Here is a 14392-nt window from a genome sequence, read left to right on the forward strand (position 1 = left end):
CTTCAGCCCTGGAAACTGAACACTGAAAACCAGCAAACTCCTCCTCATGGAACATGAGGCGGCCTCCCATCCGCCCGGAAGCGTGCCCCCACCAGCGCGGACATGCTGGCCAGGTGGCGCGGGCCGAAGTTCTCCCCCGACAACGTTTCCCGTGCGTCCGCCGTCTGCGCGGCGGGCAGCGCCAGGGCCTCCAGCTTCTGCAGGCAGGCGTCCGCCAGCGCCGGGTTCTGCGTGACGTCTCCGCAGATGCGGGCCGCCAGCTTGTACACCACCGCGTCCGTGAACAGCGGGATCCACTGCCCCACCGGCCGCGCGTTCCCCACATACACCACCCGCAGCCCGGACCCCGCGCCGCGTGTCAGCAGGTGGCGGCCCTCGATGGCGTAGTCCCGCAGCGGGTTCTGCGTGTCCCCGGTGGTGATGCGGATCAATCGCACGCAGTCCGTGGGAAGCTGCCACGTCTCCGTCCATTCGGAGTCACCCGGCAGCGCCAGCTTTGCCAGCGTCGCCCGCGTCGTGGCGAAGTTCCACTGGTGCCGCTCCAGCAGCGTGTCCACCACGTGGTCCAGGTGCAGGCGGCACGCGTTCGCCTCCACCGTCGTGTCAGAGTCATAGGAGGAAATCCTGCGCGCGCCCAGCTCCGCCAGAGCCAGGTTGCACACATCCGTTTTCGAGTTCAGGGGCATGGGGGAAAGGGAAAGGGAATGGGGATTGGAGATTGGAGATTGGGGCGGTGATCGTCGCGCCTCCGTGTCCGCAGGCACGCCGTGCCGCGCGCCGGAAAAGAAAAAGCGGCGGGCATCCCCCGTTCACGGAAAGACACCCGCCGCCATGTCACGTCAGCCCTGCACCCGGTAGGCGATGCCGAACCTCAGCTTCTCACCCGGCAGGATGTATTCGGTGATGCCCTGGAGCGTCGCCCGCACGCGGGTCTCCTCCACGTAACGCGGGAGGTCGGTTGCCATCCCGTGGCCGAAGTTCGCCTGGCAAGGGATGCCGTAACCGAACAAGCTCGGTCCCAGGGGGATGCCTGTGTCGCTGGTGCCCACCGCGCCGAAGCGGGCCGCGCTGTCCTTGTCTCCCAGGGACAGCTTCAGATCCCGGTAGCCGAAGGACTTCCTCACATACGAAAGCTCCGGCACCACCGTCGCCCCGGCGGGGATGTCCGCCAGCTCGATGATGTCATCCGTGATTTCGATGTTCTCCCGGAACACATACTCCGCCGTCGCGTAGAGCACCTGCGCGCCCGTCTTTTCCCCGCTCAGGCTCTTGCCGGATACGTCCAGTGAGTCCTTCGCCGTGATGATGTCTGATTTGTAAATAGCCATATCTTTTCGATAAGTGGATGGTTATGGTTTTGTGTTTATGGATCTTGATTCTTGATTCTTGAATCCTGGATCACACCTCCGCGTCGCACTCGATGATGACGACCTTCTTGTCCTCGGAGCGGCATGCGCCCAGACCGTACTGGCTGAAGAACTGCGCCGCGTTCTTCAGGTCCGCGCGGCGGTCCACGGAGGTCTGGATCTCCTTCCAGAAATCCAGGTGCACCGCGTCCGAAGTCCAGATGCCGGAGTACTGCACTTCGTCATCGCCCGGCTTCAGCGGCAGTTGGGTGGAGCGGATCCAGTTCACCCCCAGGAAGAAGGAAATGTTCCCGTCCTTGTCCAGGGTCGGCGGCATGTAGTCGCGGGAGAACAGGCGGTTGGCCGCGGCGGAGGAAGTCGTCCCGTTCGCCAGGAACAGCAGGCGTTCCTCCATCTCCGGAGTCATCGCGCCCCACAGTTGGACGCCGCGTGCGCGGGCATCGTCACCGTAGGACTCGTTCTTCGTCAGGATGCGCTTCGCGTGGATGATCTTGTCCACCGTCAGGCCGGTGGGATCCGTGCTGCCACCCTCCGGGGTGAAGGCCACCCCCACGACGTTCTCCGCCGGGATCTCCGATGCGGTCGTGCCGTTCTTGCCGATGTAGTTCGTGCCGAACAGGCCGTCGATGAACACGCGGTCCACCCGGCGGTTGTAGGCGCCCAGGTGGGCCTCCAGGTGCTTGCCGCCGGGCAGGATGGCCGGGGCGAGCATGATCTCGTCCCAGAACGGCTCGCCCGTCGCCAGGTCGAAGGTCTGCGGACGCACCCAGCGCTTCTGGGTGTCCAGCTCCTGCAGCAGCGTCTGCGCCAGGCGCTCGCCGGTGGTTTCGCTGTCGTGGATGGGCAGCACCAGGTTGTGCGTCTTCGCCTCGCCCGTGCAGCCCGTCTCGACGACGGCTGCCTTGCGGAAGCGGGACTGCGTCTGTTGCACCGCGGCCGTGAAGTTCCGGCCGAACTGGATCGTGAAATGATCGGGAATCATGATGATGTGTCTCTCTGTGGTTTGGTCAGGATCGGTTGGTCATTCCGGTTCCGATTGTCCCCACCGCCACACGGGCCGTCAGAGGGTCATCACCTTGGGGCACACGCGCCCCCGGCGCGGTCCGTTCCGCCTCCGGGTTTCCCGTCACGGCCACGCAGGCCGGGCACCGGGAAATTATCCGCTCGCATCTCAGGACACCGCACAGCATGCCCCCGTCCCCCCCGCCCCGCCTATTGAACACCTGGCCAATTTTTTCCCCGCAACGACGGGAAATCCGGACCTCCAGGTGTCGCGAAGGTCGTGTCCGGCAGCGAAGGTCGTGAGACCTCCGGCTGGGAAAACGTCACCTGGAAACCCGACGCCTCATCCCACGGGCGCCGGAGCATTTCCACCCACCGCAGCTCCACCCCGCTGAATGCATCTCCCATGAGATCCGCGACCTCCCCTCCTCCCTTGCTGGAAATTCCTGTTTGCCTCCGCCGCGGGAAAAATCCCAGACTGCGGATCGTCCGCATGAAAATCCCCCGCTTCCTCCTGATCCCCTTCGCCCTCGGCGCCACCGCCGGTCTTTCCAGCGCTGCGATCATGCTCGACTTCGGACCCACCGCGGTCACCGACGGCGCCACGGAGCTGAACAGCCCGTACCACACCGCCAACCCCTCCTTCACCGGCTCCGAGTGGAACGGCATCACCGCGGACTCCACCGCGGACCTCATCGACTCCAGCGGCACCACCCTCAACGGCGTGCGCGCCAACCTCGGTGCCAACAGCACCACCGGCACCACCGTCGCCCTCACCGCCAACCCCAGCGGTCTCGGACTCACCGGCACCGCCCTCACCTCCGGCATCTACTCCGGCACCTCCGTCGGACGGGACGGCATCTTCAACGGTTCCGGCGCGGGCAACGCACGCTTCGTCGGCTTCCAGATCACCGGCCTCGCCGCGGGCACTTACGACATCTACGTCGCGTCCCGTAACACCAACAACAACGAGAACTACGTCCAGCGCGTCTATGCCGGCGCGGGCGTTGCCGGCGCGAACTTCGACGTCACCGGCGCCGCCTACAGCAGCGGCGTCATCACCTACGCCAACACCTCCGGCTACGCGACCTCCGCATGGGTGGCCGGCCAGAACTACACCGTCGTCCGCGTGGACCTCACCGAAGGGCAGGCCCTCAACGTGGGCGTCACCGGCGGCACCGTCCCGGACGGAGGCTCCGGTGAGCTGCGCGGCTTCCTCAACTCCGCCCAGATCGTCGCCGTGCCGGAACCCACCGCCGCCGCACTCTCCGCCCTGGGCGTCCTCGCCTTCGGCCTGCGCCGCCGGCGCTGATTCGCGGCAGACCCTCCCCGGGCCTCCTCGGAAAAAATGGTAGGGCTGCCCGGCCCGGGCCGCCGTAACCGTAAGTTGGCAGGCCCCGGTGGCTTTCCCGGCAATCAGACACCACCCACCTTTCCGCCAGAATCCACGGCGCGCCCGGCGGTCGCCGCCCTGCCGCTTTGTGAAGGCAACCCGTCACGGACCTTCCACCACCAGCCGCATGAACCCGCGCGCCGCGCCGGACACCGGCGTGGAATGGCGGAAACGATACACATCATGGTCGCCGTCGGGCACAGGGCTCCCCACCTGTACGGCCAGCGTCGTACTTCCGGGCAGCGCCGCCAGGTCGGGCGCGCACGCCACCTTCCAGGTGAAGCCTGCGGGCAGTTCCCTCCGCACCCGCACGTCCAGCGTCAGATACTCCGCGGTGTCCCCCGGCATGCCCAGGTCCGTCCCGCGCAGCATCCCCTTCACCGGCAGCAGCGTGTGGTCCGTCACCAGCGGGGCCATCCCCACGAAATACTTCAACAGGTTGTCGATCCCGTCGCCCGCCGGTTCATCCGCATAGTCGCGGTCCCCCACGGGCAGTCCCGCCGACCACTGCGCGTACGTTTCCCCCGCAGGCGGCACCACCTCCGGCAGCGTCCCCACGCCGAAGCCATGGTTGTTCCCGAAGGTCGCGCTGCCCGCCCCCAGCATCTGGTTCACCTGGGCCGTGTTGAACGCCACATACGCCCCGCTGCCAGGCAGCAGCGGTCCGCTGGTGTAGTCCACATTACCCGCCAGCGTGGGCGACTTTGAAATGAGGCTCACCACCGCCGCCCCGCCGCCCGCCGGCAGGTCCGCGCGGAAAACATCGAACGAGCTGTTCTCCGTGGCCGGTGCCTCCGTGTTCTCCAGCACCAGATTCTTCGCGGAGCAGGCGTAGGAAACCACATCCCCGTCCCCGTCGATGGCGATCCGCCCGCCCAGCAGGCCATCCTGCGCCGCACCACCCGCGCCGCCCGTCTCCGGCGTCGTCGCCCGCCACACCGGTCCCGCCACATCCTTCACATACACCTCCGCCCCCAGGTGCGCAGGCACCGCGTCCAGCAGCTTCGTCGGCCCCAGGAACGCCACGAACGATCCCGCGAACGCCACCCTCCCGCCATCCGCGCTGATCCGCGGCGTGACGAATGACCCGCTCGCCACCACCCCGGAGGACGCATTCCGGCTCAGCAACACCACACTCCCATCCACCAGCGACCGCCGGTACACCGTGAAAAAGCTCCCCGCCGGCGTGTCCGGGTGGACCCCCGCGGAGTCCGTGCTGAACACCACGTAACGGCCGTCCTTGCTGAAGTCATACTCATATTGCGATGCGGAGTTCGCCCCCACCCCGGTCGTCAGCGCGCTGCCGTCCGCCCTCAGCGAGATCACCGACAGCCCGCTGCCCGTCGCCTGGCTGTCATACAGATAGACCGCCATCCGCCCCACCGCGGGCAGCTTTGCCCCATCCACCGGCAGGTTCCGGTCATGGGTGATGAACGCCACATACCTGCCATCCGCACTCATCACCGGATTGTGGCAGTTCTCGGTCGCCCCCGCGCTGATCCTCCGCGTGGTCCCCGTCACGCGGTCCCGCCAGAAAATGTGCTGACCGTTCCCCGCTCCCGTGCCAGGAACGTCCCTGCTCCAGGCCAGGTAGCGGCCGTCCTCGCTCATGCTCGCCAGCATCACCCCGCTGGAGTCCGGCCCGCTCACGAACTCCAGCGTGTCCGCGGACAGCGTGCGCAGATACAGCCCGCCCTCCGTCAATCCCGGGGAAGGTCCGCTCGACGCCACCCCGCTCGAAAAAATCACCCGATCCCCGTCAGCGGAAATCTCCAGCGCGTCCGAGTTGATCTTGTGCGGCACATTGTCGGAGCCACCTGTCAGCAGGCGCACTTCCGCATGGGACACTGCCGTCAGCAGCGACACCAGGAAAAGCGGACCGACAGTTGGCAGGCATTTCTTCATCATGGGGATGTTCATGGCGTGTTATGAGGTTTTGAACGCACCATCCCCCCTATATCTTAGCCGGAATACCTCCCCGTGCCGTTAAGGATTGGGATCCGATGGCAGGAGGTCGTGTTTTCCAGCGCAGATTAAAGGATTAAGAATGGATTCCGCAGATTCAGGAAGAAGCAGGAACCATCTCAGAGTCAAAGCAAACTCTCCGGAGAATCAGAATCTGCGGAATCCATTCTTAATCCTTTAATCTGCGGTTCAAAAAATGCCGCTTTGTTATGATAATTACCCCAATCCTCAATGGCATTGGAATACTTCCAGCACCAACGCCTCCTCCTCCCCCGAACGTGGCCTCCGCCACTTCTTCCCATGAACCATTCCCAGCCGCGCCTCACCGCCTGCGGCGGACCAGCATGCCGGCGCCGCAGAGGGCGGCCAGCAGCGCGGAGCCCGGTTCCGGCACGTTGGAGGTGACCACCACATTGTCCAGGATGAAGCCGTTGGACGGCCCCTGCGAGAACACCAACTCATCAAAGTCGAAGTAGGGCACGCTGCTGGTGCCGCTGCCCACCGTCGCGCCATCATAGGTCAGCACGATCCCCATGTCCGTCGCGGAGTTGTAGGTGAGAGTGATGCTCGCCGTGTGCGGCAGGAAATCCCCCACCGCCACCGGGTTCGACGTGTCCAGCGTCACGGAAAGACCGTCCGTTCCGGTCCCCGTGCCACCGGCGCTCGTATTCGCCTCCTTGAAGACCGCCACCCGGGCGCTCGTTCCGGAGCCGAACTCACCGCGGAAGCCGAAGTCGTTGTCGGACGCGCCGCTGTTCACGCTGCCATCCGGGACGGGCGTGCCGTTGGAGTTGTAGAAGCCGAAGGTGAATCCCGCTGTCGAGCCCGAATCATTCGGAGCTGCCGCACCGCCCTTGCTGATGAGGCGGAATGAAAAGCTCAGCGACAACGTGTCCCCCGGAGCCGCCAGCGTGACCACCTGCGACAGCTTTCCCACGATCCCGCGGTTGGCCTGCGCGCCGGTGGAGGTGATGGCCATCTGCAGCGCGTTGCCCGCGCCGATGCCGCCCGCATCATTCACCACTGTCGTCCCCGTGTTCGCGCTGCGGTTGAACCAGGCGATGCCGCTGTTATCCGCGCCGCCTTCCAGCGCACCGTCCGTGAAGTTCTCCGTGAACAGGATCGCCGCCCGTGCGGACTGGAATCCGGCGGCGACGCACAGCAGGACGGAGGAAAACAGGATGGGGAGCTTCATGGGCAAAGTCGGAAAACGCTGCGGGGGAAAGGACGGGGGAAAGCCATCCTGCCACCCCCGCCCCCCCTCTTCAAGCTCCAAAGTCCCCCCACCGACTTCACGAAAATGAGGCCGCATCATGGATCATGGATCATGGATCATGGATCATGGATCATGGATCATGGATCATGGATCATGGATCATGGATCATGGATCATGGATCATGGATCTTGGATCTTGGATCTTGGATCTTGGATCTTGGATCTTAAACCACTGATCACTGATCACTGATCACTTGGCACTCCCCCGTAGGGGGCTCACTTCTTCCCCTGAACAACTCCCGCTGTCCCGCCCGCCCCGCTGTGGCATCATGGACGGCATCGCGGAATCCATTTCCGTCGAGCTGGCCCGCCTTCCATGACACGGCGGGGAATCCGGCCGAGTTCCATCTCCCCCACCTCGACAACAGCACGGGGGGCAACCGAGTGGCAGGGGCTATGTCCGCACGCCACCCTAAACAAGGTGCGGAGGGTCACCCTCTTCCACAACCTCATGCCAGGCGGTCCGCCGCCCCATGGGGGGAGGGGGGGTATTGCCACGGGAGAAGCATCCATCACCCCCGTCCCCGCCATTTCCCCAGGGTTCCAGTCATCAGACATTAGAAAAACCCAAAAAAGCCCCGAAGAGGCCGGAATAGCCCGGAATCAGGGGATCTCAGGGCACCGCACCAACCAAAATTCGCCCTTTTCGCAGTTTTGGAAATATGGGGGCGGATGGGCGGGATTCCACGGACAGTTTAGAAAAATGATGGGGAGATCTGGTGGCCTGGCAAACGGGCTGCATGGGGCGTGCAAAGGTCATGCAGGGCCGGTGCATGGGATCACCAGCGAGGGGTTTCCTGGGCGGCCTTTTTGGCGGCGCGGTATTTGCCGGAGCGCTGGGCTTTGTTCCGGCCTGCTTCGGTTTCCTGGACGCCCTCGACGGCGTTGATGCGGTTGGTGAGGGTGAAGAGGATCTGGCGAAGCTGCTCAACGGTGCAGCGTTCGGCGAGGCCGTCCTGCCACATCTGGCCGAGCTGGAGATTCGGGCGGCGGGTTTTCTGGCGGACGATGGCGATGAGGTAGCCGGGGGTGAGCGGTCCTTTGCCACGCACCTCGATCGCAGCCTTGCGCTCCAGGCGGATCCGGAGGGCGGCGGGACCGGGGCTGGCCTCCCACGGGATCCGCTGGTCGGCGGGGATCCCTTCCTGCTCCTCCCGGAGGTTGTGGAACTCGATGGCCTCGGCGCGGAGCTGCTCTGCGGAGGTCATGGCGAGATACATATGTTCAGCCAGGGCGGTCGCGATGAGGTAGGCGAGCTGGCGGCGGGCTTCCTGGGTGTCGCCGGGATCCGCGTTGTCGGTCTGGTGGCCGGACTTGAGGAGATTGGCCAGGGCGGCGGTGTCGTCACCGGCGAGGGTCTGGAAATGGGCGAGGAGCGGGCGGAAATCGTCGTGGTGGCAGGCGGTGAGGCCCTTCTTGCCGACGCAGGCCAGGACCTGCTCCCGCCGCCAGTCATCGAATGAGAGGCCATCGGTGAGGTCCATGCCGGTCTGGACGTCGTAGGCTTTGCGGGCCTGGATAACGAGTGGCTTGATCTCCTTGCCAGTGAGGTTGCCGCGCTTTTTCTGCGGGGCGGCTGCCGGGGCTTTGCGGGCGGAACGGGAGGCGGTCTTTTTGGCGGCTGGCATGGCGAGGGGAAGATGGTAGTTAGCGATTGGGGTTGCGTTCCCAGGGGATGGGGTAGCCTGGGGCATGGAGGTTTATGAGATCAGGCCGATTGAGGGCGGGCGGTATGAGCTGACCGGCAGGCTTGGACCAGTGGAGCGGATGGAGTTTGGGACCATCCGGGAGGCGGCGTTGCACGCGCAGAAGTGCGCCGAGGGAAGAGAGGCGACGGTCCGGCTTTACTGGCCGGATGGGCGGTTGAAAAAGGACAGGCCGATCCCGCTCTCCGAGGAGCATCGATACAACATTGGGGTGCAGAACCGGCCATTGTCGTGATGCTGGTCATGGCTTGCTTCAGAAGTTGAGGCCGTCGGCGCGGAGGGCGTCGGTGATGTCGGTGAGGGGGAAATCGACAGGGACGGTGGTGTCGCGGGCGTCGGAGACGAGGGGCGCGGCGAGGCCGGTGCCGTGGAGGCGACCGAAGGTCATGCGCTCGGCGAAGAGGCGGCTGGTGGCTCCACCGTGCGCGACGAAGGCGCGGAAGCGGTCATTGAGCAGCCAGGCGGGAACCTCAACGGTGTGCTGGCCGACGTAGATCCGGGAGGCGGTGAGGGTGATGATGCGGGTGGAGCTCATGGCTGGGGTTGGTCGTCCGGCTTGAGGAACACGATCCAGTGGCTCTTCGAGGTCTTTCCGCACCGGTTTCCAAACAGTGGAAGCTGAGGAGTGAGCGCGAGGATCTGTGACACCGGAACCTCATGTTCGTTCCATTTGAAGATGAGGGTTCCAGCCGGTTTCAGGACGCGGAAGCACTCGGCAAATCCCTGGCGAAGTTCCTCTTTCCAGTCACCCTCCAGCTTACCGTATTTCTTGGCGAGCCAGCCCTTCTTGCCGTTCCGGATCAGATGAGGAGGATCGAACACGACGAGCGAGAAACTCGCGTCCGAGAAAGGGAGTGCAGTGAAATCGGCGACCAGGTCAGGGTTCACGATGAGTTCCCTGCTTCCACCCTTGCTGGATTTGTCCGGAAGCGTGTGGGACTCGCTGCGTTTGTCCACGAAGACGGCGCGGGAGTCATGCCGGTCGAACCAGAACATGCGTGAGCCACAGCAGGCATCGAGAACTGGAACAGGATCGCTCATGAGTTCATGCGCTTGGGTTCGATGGAGAGGAGGCGGGCGACTTCGTCACGGTCGGTGATGCCGGGGCCGGAGGGTTCCTGGACGGGCTGTGGGGCGGCGCGGTGGCGGGATGGTGCCTCGGTGGTTTCGGGGAGATCCTCCCACTGGCGGCGGCTGATGAAGCGGTGCAGGCCGGGTGCGTAGGCGTTGCCGTCTTTCTTCCACTCGGGGCTGCGGTTCCAGGCTTTGAGGGCGTTGACGATGACCTCGATGTCGGGACGCTGGGCCTTGGGGATCTTGTTCCATTCCTTCCGGCACTGATGCTTTGAGCTGCGGGTGCGGGAGATGGGGAGCGCGGCTTTCCAGAGTGGCTCCAGCTCGAAGGTGGCGGCGGGCTTTTCGGCCTTGGGCGTGGTGGTCTTGGCGAGCTTTTCACGGAGGGCCTCAAGCTTGGCCTCGGTGTCCGCGATCTGCCGCTTGAGCTTGGCGACGGTGGTTTCCTTTGCGGTGGTCATGGGGAATGAAGTGCCGAGTGATCGGTGATCAGTGATCAGTGGAAGACAGGCGGGCGACGGCTTTGCGGATGCGGGCTTTGGTGGCCTCACGAATGCGCGGGGAGAATTCGGCCTCGTTGAAGTTCGCTATTGGCTGGTGAGTGCCGCGCATCCCCACCTTTGTTCCGTCAGGGTTGATGAGCCAGTGGGTGCGACCGCGAAGGCACCATGGACAAACTCCAGCGCGGCCGCCGTCGCGTTGTCTCATCCACTCCATCTCGGACTTGCCGAAGATATGGCGGCAGCAGCAGCACTGGAGAAGGGTTTCCTTGTTGGATTCGATGCTCATGGTGGTCAGTCGATGATGGCGACGATGCGGCCCTGCCAGACGTTGGTGAGCCAGTGGGCGCGGGTGCGGCACGGGGTGGGTTCGTAGATGGCGATCCCGCAGCGGGCACCGACGACGGGGCGCTTGCCGATCCATTCGTCGGCGATTGCCATGCGGATCACGACGGTGCCGATGTCGCGGATGGTGCGGCGATTGTAGGGGCCGCCGTGGAGGGTGATGCGGTTTTTGCGATTCATGATGTGCGGGGGCTATGGATTCCGGTTGCAGCCGGAGGACAGGAGTGTCCTCCCTCCTTACTCCCCAGCCACGGGTGGGTGGTTACGGTCCGGGGACGAAGGTGGAGGGCTGTGGGACTTCGGGGAAACGGATGAGGATGAGGTTGGCCTGGACGCGCTCGATGGGGGTGGTGAGGTCGGTGACCTGGGGCGGCAGGATGCCGTCGGCGAGGGCGGCGAGGTTGGCGAGCCGCCAGGCGTTGACCTCGTTGCGCTCGGTTTCGAGGTTGTCGACCTTTTCGGTGTAGTCCGCGCCGGGGATCTCGGCGGCGAGGTACAAGGCGAGGTGGCGGACTTCGTGGGAGGGGTCGCCGGGGATGTGGCCGTAGGCGTCGTAGGATGCCTGGTCGGCGAGGTCCCCTGTCCCGCGATAGACCATGGCAAGGCCGTTGGTGGAGGCGGGGACCCATGAGCCGTCGAAGGTGCCGCCGACGAGCTGGACGCGGGCGAGGCCGGACTCGGGCGGGATGGCGAGGGTGGCGTCATCGACTGGATCCTCCAGAGCCTGGATGAAAACGCTGGGGTGCTCAGTCAGAGCGGGGAACCAGAGGAGGACGGGCTGGCCAGCGGCAATGGCGGCCATTTCCGCGGTGGTGGGTTCCCACAGGGAGCCGATGCCAGGTGTGGGCGCGGCATCCCAAGGGGTGGCGAGGGCGATGGCGTTGAGGGTGCCGTTGACGACGGTGACGACGTTCTTGTTCCAGAAGTCGCCGGAGGTGTGTTTGTCCATAGCGGGAAGAAGTGCCGGGTGATCGGTGAGCAGTGGGAAGAGGTCAGGCGGCGGCGGGGAGATGGACGTTGAAGAATCCGAGCATGCCCTTGAGCGGGACGAAGGGCAGCGGCTTGGCGTTCTTGAGGACGTAGCCCCACTCGCCGAAAAACCACGGCGAGGGGTCGATATCGACGCAGTCCACGATCTCCACTTCACCGACGATGCCGCCGCGTTCGAGATGCTCGAACGGTGGCAGGTTGATGCCCTGCTCCTCGGCCATGACGAACGCGGCGGAGTATTCATCGCGGGTCATGCCACCGGCAGCGTGGACCAGGATGCGACCACGCAGGTGCGTGCGCCGCTGGCGGTTCTCGATGTCCTTGTGACCGTTGACGATGAGCCACGCCCACGGCTGGCGGATGGAGAGCGCTTTCATGGGATCAGGCGGTGGGTTCCAGCTCGGTGGAGATGCGGTTGGCGTCCGCGGACTTGGCGACGACGTAGAAGCGTTCGGCCTTGTCGACGCGGAGGCCCAGCTCGGCGTATTCGGCATCGGTGAGCTTGGCGTCGAGGAGGGCCTGCTTATCGACCTCTTCCACGGTGCGGATGTATTTCCCGATGGCCTTCAAGCCCTGGAGAATGGTCTCCCAGGTGGTCTTGCTCTTGAGGGTCTTGAGGGATTCGTTCCCCTCCCGGAGACCGAATGTTGCGAGGGCGGTGGAAGCGGAGCGGAGCTTCGATCCGAAGACGGTTTCCTTGTGGGCGGTGGCGTAGGTGCCCGCGAGATCAACCAGGGATTTCATGCGGGCCTTCTTGTCCTCAATGGGGCCGTCGTATTGTTCCTGGACTTTCTGGATGGCGGAGTCGCGGATGGCGGCGGCTCCACGGAGGGAAACCTCAAGCTGGGCGATCTGATCCACGGTGGCGTGGAACTGGTCGAGGGTTTCGATGGCGGGCAGGGCGGCTTTCTTTTTCTTGGCGGGCATGGTGGGAAAAGTTGCTAGGGTTCAGTGTTCAGTTTTCAGCGGGCGAAAGAGGCGATCCAAAGACCTATCAGGATCACCAGTATGAGGATGAGGCAGACATCGCCTTCAGTGGCGGCGGAGAGAGCGAGGTGGTTCATGGCTTACCCGTGGATGGAGCCGGGGCGCTCATCCCAGGCGTCTTCGGCCTGGCGGTCGGTCTTGATTACAAGGCTACCGATATCGAGGGCGTTGAACTTGTGGCGAAGACGCTTGGCAGCATCGCGGACCAGATGCCCTTGGGCTTCGGGGGCGAGCTGCTGGCAAACGGTGGCATCATAAATGATGTCGCTGATCGCGCTGCCCATCTCGCGCTGTATTCTGACGATGGCGGCGGATGATGCCTTGAGGCGTTTGATTGCGGCGGCGAGCTTTTCTTCTTCTGTTGGCGTGAGGTGGCTCATGGTTTTGGGAGTTCGTAGATGGGGATGGTTCCTGCGAGGTGGCCGCTGATGGTGGCCTTGCCCTCGGTGATGAGGCGGGAGAGGTGGGCGCGGACTTCGTCCTTTTCGAGGCCGAGGCGGTCGGCGATGGCGGCGGCGGTGGCGGCGGCGGTGGATCGGCCGGCCGCCAGGTCGCGGAGGATGTGGTTCTCTGGTGACATGGTCAGTGGGTGTGGCCTTCGTTCCAAGCGGTGGCGGCTTCCTCCGGGGTAGGATGGACGTCGGTCATGGGCCACTGGAGGCAGTCGAAGGAATCCGAACACTCGACGACGTAGCCGCCGTCGCGGTGCTGGAAGAGTTCCGCCGGGGCCTTGCAGCAGTGGCAGACGACAAGCGGGATGGGGCTGGTGAGGATGGCGGACATGATGGAGTGCCGGGTGAGCGGTGATCGGTGGAAGGGTTCAATCGCCGGGGAGGGCGTAGTCGCGGACGAGGCGAGAATGGGCGGCGCGGAGGGCTTTGCGCGGATTGTCGGCGAGATCCGGACTGGCCTTGCGCAGCTCCTGCATGAGGATGACGGACTTCCGGACGGCGCGGAGTCGTCCGGGCTTTGAGGCAATGAAGGTGCAGAGGTCCTCGATCTCGGCGGCGGTCTCGATGTCGCTGAATTGGGCGGCCACGTGGCGGGCAACCTCCGGCAGTTCCTTTTCCTCCAGCTCGTATTGGGCGCGGATGCCGATGCGGGAGAACTGCTGGTCGTTGCGGCGGATCTTGTCCAGGACCTCGGGATTGCCGATGAGGGCGGTGGGCATGTTGGCCTCGTCGCAGAAATCGAAGAGCCACTGGCGGCCGGTGCTGTCGAGGCGCTGGGCATTGTCCACGATGAGGAGGCGGCTGGCTTTCTTGAAGTGTTCAACCAGGAAGTCGAAGCGCTTCGTTCGGCCGCTCCAGGTGCGGTTCTCGACGGCGTTGAACAGGGCGCTCTCCACCTGGGCACCGCTGGTGGTGGTGGCGTTGAGGGTGATGGCGACGGTGGAGGGCGAGATGGTCTGGTAGTAGGCGATGCCGCTGGATTTTCCGTTGCCTGCCGGGGCGGTGATGAGGGCGATGTCACCGGTGGAGCGGATGAGGTTGAAGCAGTTCGCCATTCGGCGGGTGACGCTGGTCTGGAAGATCTCCGAGGTGTAGGCCAGACGGGCGTTGATGCCCTTGAGGATGTCAGCGGCGAGCAGTTCGAAGTTCGGCACCTCCCGGTCGAGGCTGTCGTTGAGGTATTTGCTGAGGAAGGTGGCGGTCGCGCCTTCGATGCCGAGCCACTTGGAGAGCTGGGCATTGGTGAGGCCCTGCTGCGTGCGGAGGGTGAGCAGATTGGCGACGATCTCAGGGTTGGTGGGGTATTTTCCGGGCATGATGTGTGGGGTGTTCGGGA

19 protein-coding genes are annotated in these 14392 nt (G+C 64.6%); 1 reads left to right on the plus strand and 18 read right to left on the minus strand.

Translation table 11 applies throughout. The annotated features are described in order from the left end of the window. Positions 1–44: 44 nt before the first annotated feature. The 3 genes from OVA24_RS16525 to OVA24_RS16535 form a co-directional block, all read right to left on the minus strand. On the minus strand, positions 45–686 hold the full coding sequence (locus OVA24_RS16525; protein WP_267671107.1) for a phage connector family protein: 642 nt from the start codon (positions 684–686) through the stop codon (positions 45–47). Between the two features lie 153 nt (positions 687–839). Further along, entirely contained in the window at positions 840–1328 is a 489-nt protein-coding gene (locus OVA24_RS16530) for a hypothetical protein (protein WP_267671108.1), read from the minus strand. 70 nt (positions 1329–1398) lie between these two features. After that, entirely contained in the window at positions 1399–2349 is a 951-nt protein-coding gene (locus OVA24_RS16535; protein WP_267671110.1) for a phage capsid protein, read from the minus strand. 513 nt (positions 2350–2862) lie between these two features. Here OVA24_RS16535 and OVA24_RS16540 point away from each other — a divergent pair. Further along, positions 2863–3681: a PEP-CTERM sorting domain-containing protein gene (locus OVA24_RS16540; protein WP_267671112.1), complete on the plus strand. Its 819-nt coding sequence runs from the start codon at positions 2863–2865 to the stop codon at positions 3679–3681. Between the two features lie 183 nt (positions 3682–3864). Here the strand turns inward: OVA24_RS16540 and OVA24_RS16545 are convergent, their stop codons facing one another. The 15 genes from OVA24_RS16545 to OVA24_RS16615 all read right to left on the minus strand — a co-directional run bounded on the left by OVA24_RS16545 (position 3865) and on the right by OVA24_RS16615 (position 14372). Then, the gene (locus tag OVA24_RS16545) at positions 3865–5670 is read right to left on the minus strand and encodes a TolB-like translocation protein (RefSeq protein ID WP_267671114.1); all 1806 of its coding nucleotides are present in this window, start codon (positions 5668–5670) and stop codon (positions 3865–3867) included. 379 nt (positions 5671–6049) lie between these two features. Next, positions 6050–6922, minus strand: coding sequence for a PEP-CTERM sorting domain-containing protein (locus tag OVA24_RS16550; protein ID WP_267671116.1), 873 nt, complete (start codon positions 6920–6922; stop codon positions 6050–6052). A gap of 859 nt (positions 6923–7781) precedes the next feature. Beyond that, a complete protein-coding gene (locus OVA24_RS16555) occupies positions 7782–8630 on the minus strand; it encodes a hypothetical protein (RefSeq protein WP_267671117.1) in 849 nt (282 codons plus the stop codon). Between the two features lie 331 nt (positions 8631–8961). Then, positions 8962–9243, minus strand: coding sequence for a hypothetical protein (locus OVA24_RS16560; protein WP_267671118.1), 282 nt, complete (start codon positions 9241–9243; stop codon positions 8962–8964). Further along, positions 9240–9749: a class I SAM-dependent methyltransferase gene (locus OVA24_RS16565; RefSeq protein ID WP_267671120.1), complete on the minus strand. Its 510-nt coding sequence runs from the start codon at positions 9747–9749 to the stop codon at positions 9240–9242. The genes OVA24_RS16560 and OVA24_RS16565 overlap by 4 nt, the downstream gene beginning before the upstream one ends. Then, positions 9746–10243: a hypothetical protein gene (locus OVA24_RS16570; RefSeq protein ID WP_267671121.1), complete on the minus strand. Its 498-nt coding sequence runs from the start codon at positions 10241–10243 to the stop codon at positions 9746–9748. The genes OVA24_RS16565 and OVA24_RS16570 overlap by 4 nt, the downstream gene beginning before the upstream one ends. Before the next feature lie 28 nt (positions 10244–10271). Next, the gene (locus OVA24_RS16575) at positions 10272–10571 is read right to left on the minus strand and encodes a hypothetical protein (RefSeq protein ID WP_267671122.1); all 300 of its coding nucleotides are present in this window, start codon (positions 10569–10571) and stop codon (positions 10272–10274) included. A gap of 5 nt (positions 10572–10576) precedes the next feature. After that, positions 10577–10807, minus strand: a complete 231-nt coding sequence (locus tag OVA24_RS16580; protein WP_267671124.1) for a hypothetical protein — start codon at positions 10805–10807, stop codon at positions 10577–10579. 82 nt (positions 10808–10889) lie between these two features. Next, complete coding sequence (locus OVA24_RS16585) at positions 10890–11576, minus strand: hypothetical protein (RefSeq protein ID WP_267671125.1); 687 nt, start codon at positions 11574–11576, stop codon at positions 10890–10892. A gap of 43 nt (positions 11577–11619) precedes the next feature. Then, the gene (locus OVA24_RS16590) at positions 11620–11994 is read right to left on the minus strand and encodes an ASCH domain-containing protein (protein ID WP_267671126.1); all 375 of its coding nucleotides are present in this window, start codon (positions 11992–11994) and stop codon (positions 11620–11622) included. Between the two features lie 4 nt (positions 11995–11998). Next, entirely contained in the window at positions 11999–12544 is a 546-nt protein-coding gene (locus tag OVA24_RS16595) for a host-nuclease inhibitor Gam family protein (protein WP_267671127.1), read from the minus strand. 140 nt (positions 12545–12684) lie between these two features. Further along, on the minus strand, positions 12685–12984 hold the full coding sequence (locus tag OVA24_RS16600; RefSeq protein ID WP_267671128.1) for a hypothetical protein: 300 nt from the start codon (positions 12982–12984) through the stop codon (positions 12685–12687). Further along, positions 12981–13184, minus strand: coding sequence for a hypothetical protein (locus tag OVA24_RS16605; protein ID WP_267671130.1), 204 nt, complete (start codon positions 13182–13184; stop codon positions 12981–12983). The genes OVA24_RS16600 and OVA24_RS16605 overlap by 4 nt, the downstream gene beginning before the upstream one ends. A 2-nt stretch (positions 13185–13186) precedes the next feature. Further along, positions 13187–13387 carry a hypothetical protein gene (locus OVA24_RS16610; protein ID WP_267671132.1) on the minus strand — a complete coding sequence of 67 codons (201 nt, stop codon included), beginning with the start codon at positions 13385–13387 and terminating at the stop codon, positions 13187–13189. 37 nt (positions 13388–13424) lie between these two features. Then, complete coding sequence (locus OVA24_RS16615) at positions 13425–14372, minus strand: AAA family ATPase (RefSeq protein WP_267671133.1); 948 nt, start codon at positions 14370–14372, stop codon at positions 13425–13427. Positions 14373–14392: the final 20 nt, after the last annotated feature.

It is taken from the genome of Luteolibacter sp. SL250 (genome assembly GCF_026625605.1).
Lineage (GTDB): Bacteria > Verrucomicrobiota > Verrucomicrobiia > Verrucomicrobiales > Akkermansiaceae > Luteolibacter.

Bases quoted from the DNA above. Each gene is read 5' to 3' on its own strand.
- OVA24_RS16525 (WP_267671107.1), bottom strand. From the start codon at position 686: ATGCCCCTGAACTCGAAAACGGATGTGTGCAACCTGGCTCTGGCGGAG.
- OVA24_RS16530 (WP_267671108.1), bottom strand. From the start codon at position 1,328: ATGGCTATTTACAAATCAGACATCATCACGGCGAAGGACTCACTGGAC.
- OVA24_RS16535 (WP_267671110.1), bottom strand. From the start codon at position 2,349: ATGATTCCCGATCATTTCACGATCCAGTTCGGCCGGAACTTCACGGCC.
- OVA24_RS16540 (WP_267671112.1), top strand. From the start codon at position 2,863: ATGAAAATCCCCCGCTTCCTCCTGATCCCCTTCGCCCTCGGCGCCACC.
- OVA24_RS16545 (WP_267671114.1), bottom strand. From the start codon at position 5,670: ATGATGAAGAAATGCCTGCCAACTGTCGGTCCGCTTTTCCTGGTGTCG.
- OVA24_RS16550 (WP_267671116.1), bottom strand. From the start codon at position 6,922: ATGAAGCTCCCCATCCTGTTTTCCTCCGTCCTGCTGTGCGTCGCCGCC.
- OVA24_RS16555 (WP_267671117.1), bottom strand. From the start codon at position 8,630: ATGCCAGCCGCCAAAAAGACCGCCTCCCGTTCCGCCCGCAAAGCCCCG.
- OVA24_RS16560 (WP_267671118.1), bottom strand. From the start codon at position 9,243: ATGAGCTCCACCCGCATCATCACCCTCACCGCCTCCCGGATCTACGTC.
- OVA24_RS16565 (WP_267671120.1), bottom strand. From the start codon at position 9,749: ATGAGCGATCCTGTTCCAGTTCTCGATGCCTGCTGTGGCTCACGCATG.
- OVA24_RS16570 (WP_267671121.1), bottom strand. From the start codon at position 10,243: ATGACCACCGCAAAGGAAACCACCGTCGCCAAGCTCAAGCGGCAGATC.
- OVA24_RS16575 (WP_267671122.1), bottom strand. From the start codon at position 10,571: ATGAGCATCGAATCCAACAAGGAAACCCTTCTCCAGTGCTGCTGCTGC.
- OVA24_RS16580 (WP_267671124.1), bottom strand. From the start codon at position 10,807: ATGAATCGCAAAAACCGCATCACCCTCCACGGCGGCCCCTACAATCGC.
- OVA24_RS16585 (WP_267671125.1), bottom strand. From the start codon at position 11,576: ATGGACAAACACACCTCCGGCGACTTCTGGAACAAGAACGTCGTCACC.
- OVA24_RS16590 (WP_267671126.1), bottom strand. From the start codon at position 11,994: ATGAAAGCGCTCTCCATCCGCCAGCCGTGGGCGTGGCTCATCGTCAAC.
- OVA24_RS16595 (WP_267671127.1), bottom strand. From the start codon at position 12,544: ATGCCCGCCAAGAAAAAGAAAGCCGCCCTGCCCGCCATCGAAACCCTC.
- OVA24_RS16600 (WP_267671128.1), bottom strand. From the start codon at position 12,984: ATGAGCCACCTCACGCCAACAGAAGAAGAAAAGCTCGCCGCCGCAATC.
- OVA24_RS16605 (WP_267671130.1), bottom strand. From the start codon at position 13,184: ATGTCACCAGAGAACCACATCCTCCGCGACCTGGCGGCCGGCCGATCC.
- OVA24_RS16610 (WP_267671132.1), bottom strand. From the start codon at position 13,387: ATGTCCGCCATCCTCACCAGCCCCATCCCGCTTGTCGTCTGCCACTGC.
- OVA24_RS16615 (WP_267671133.1), bottom strand. From the start codon at position 14,372: ATGCCCGGAAAATACCCCACCAACCCTGAGATCGTCGCCAATCTGCTC.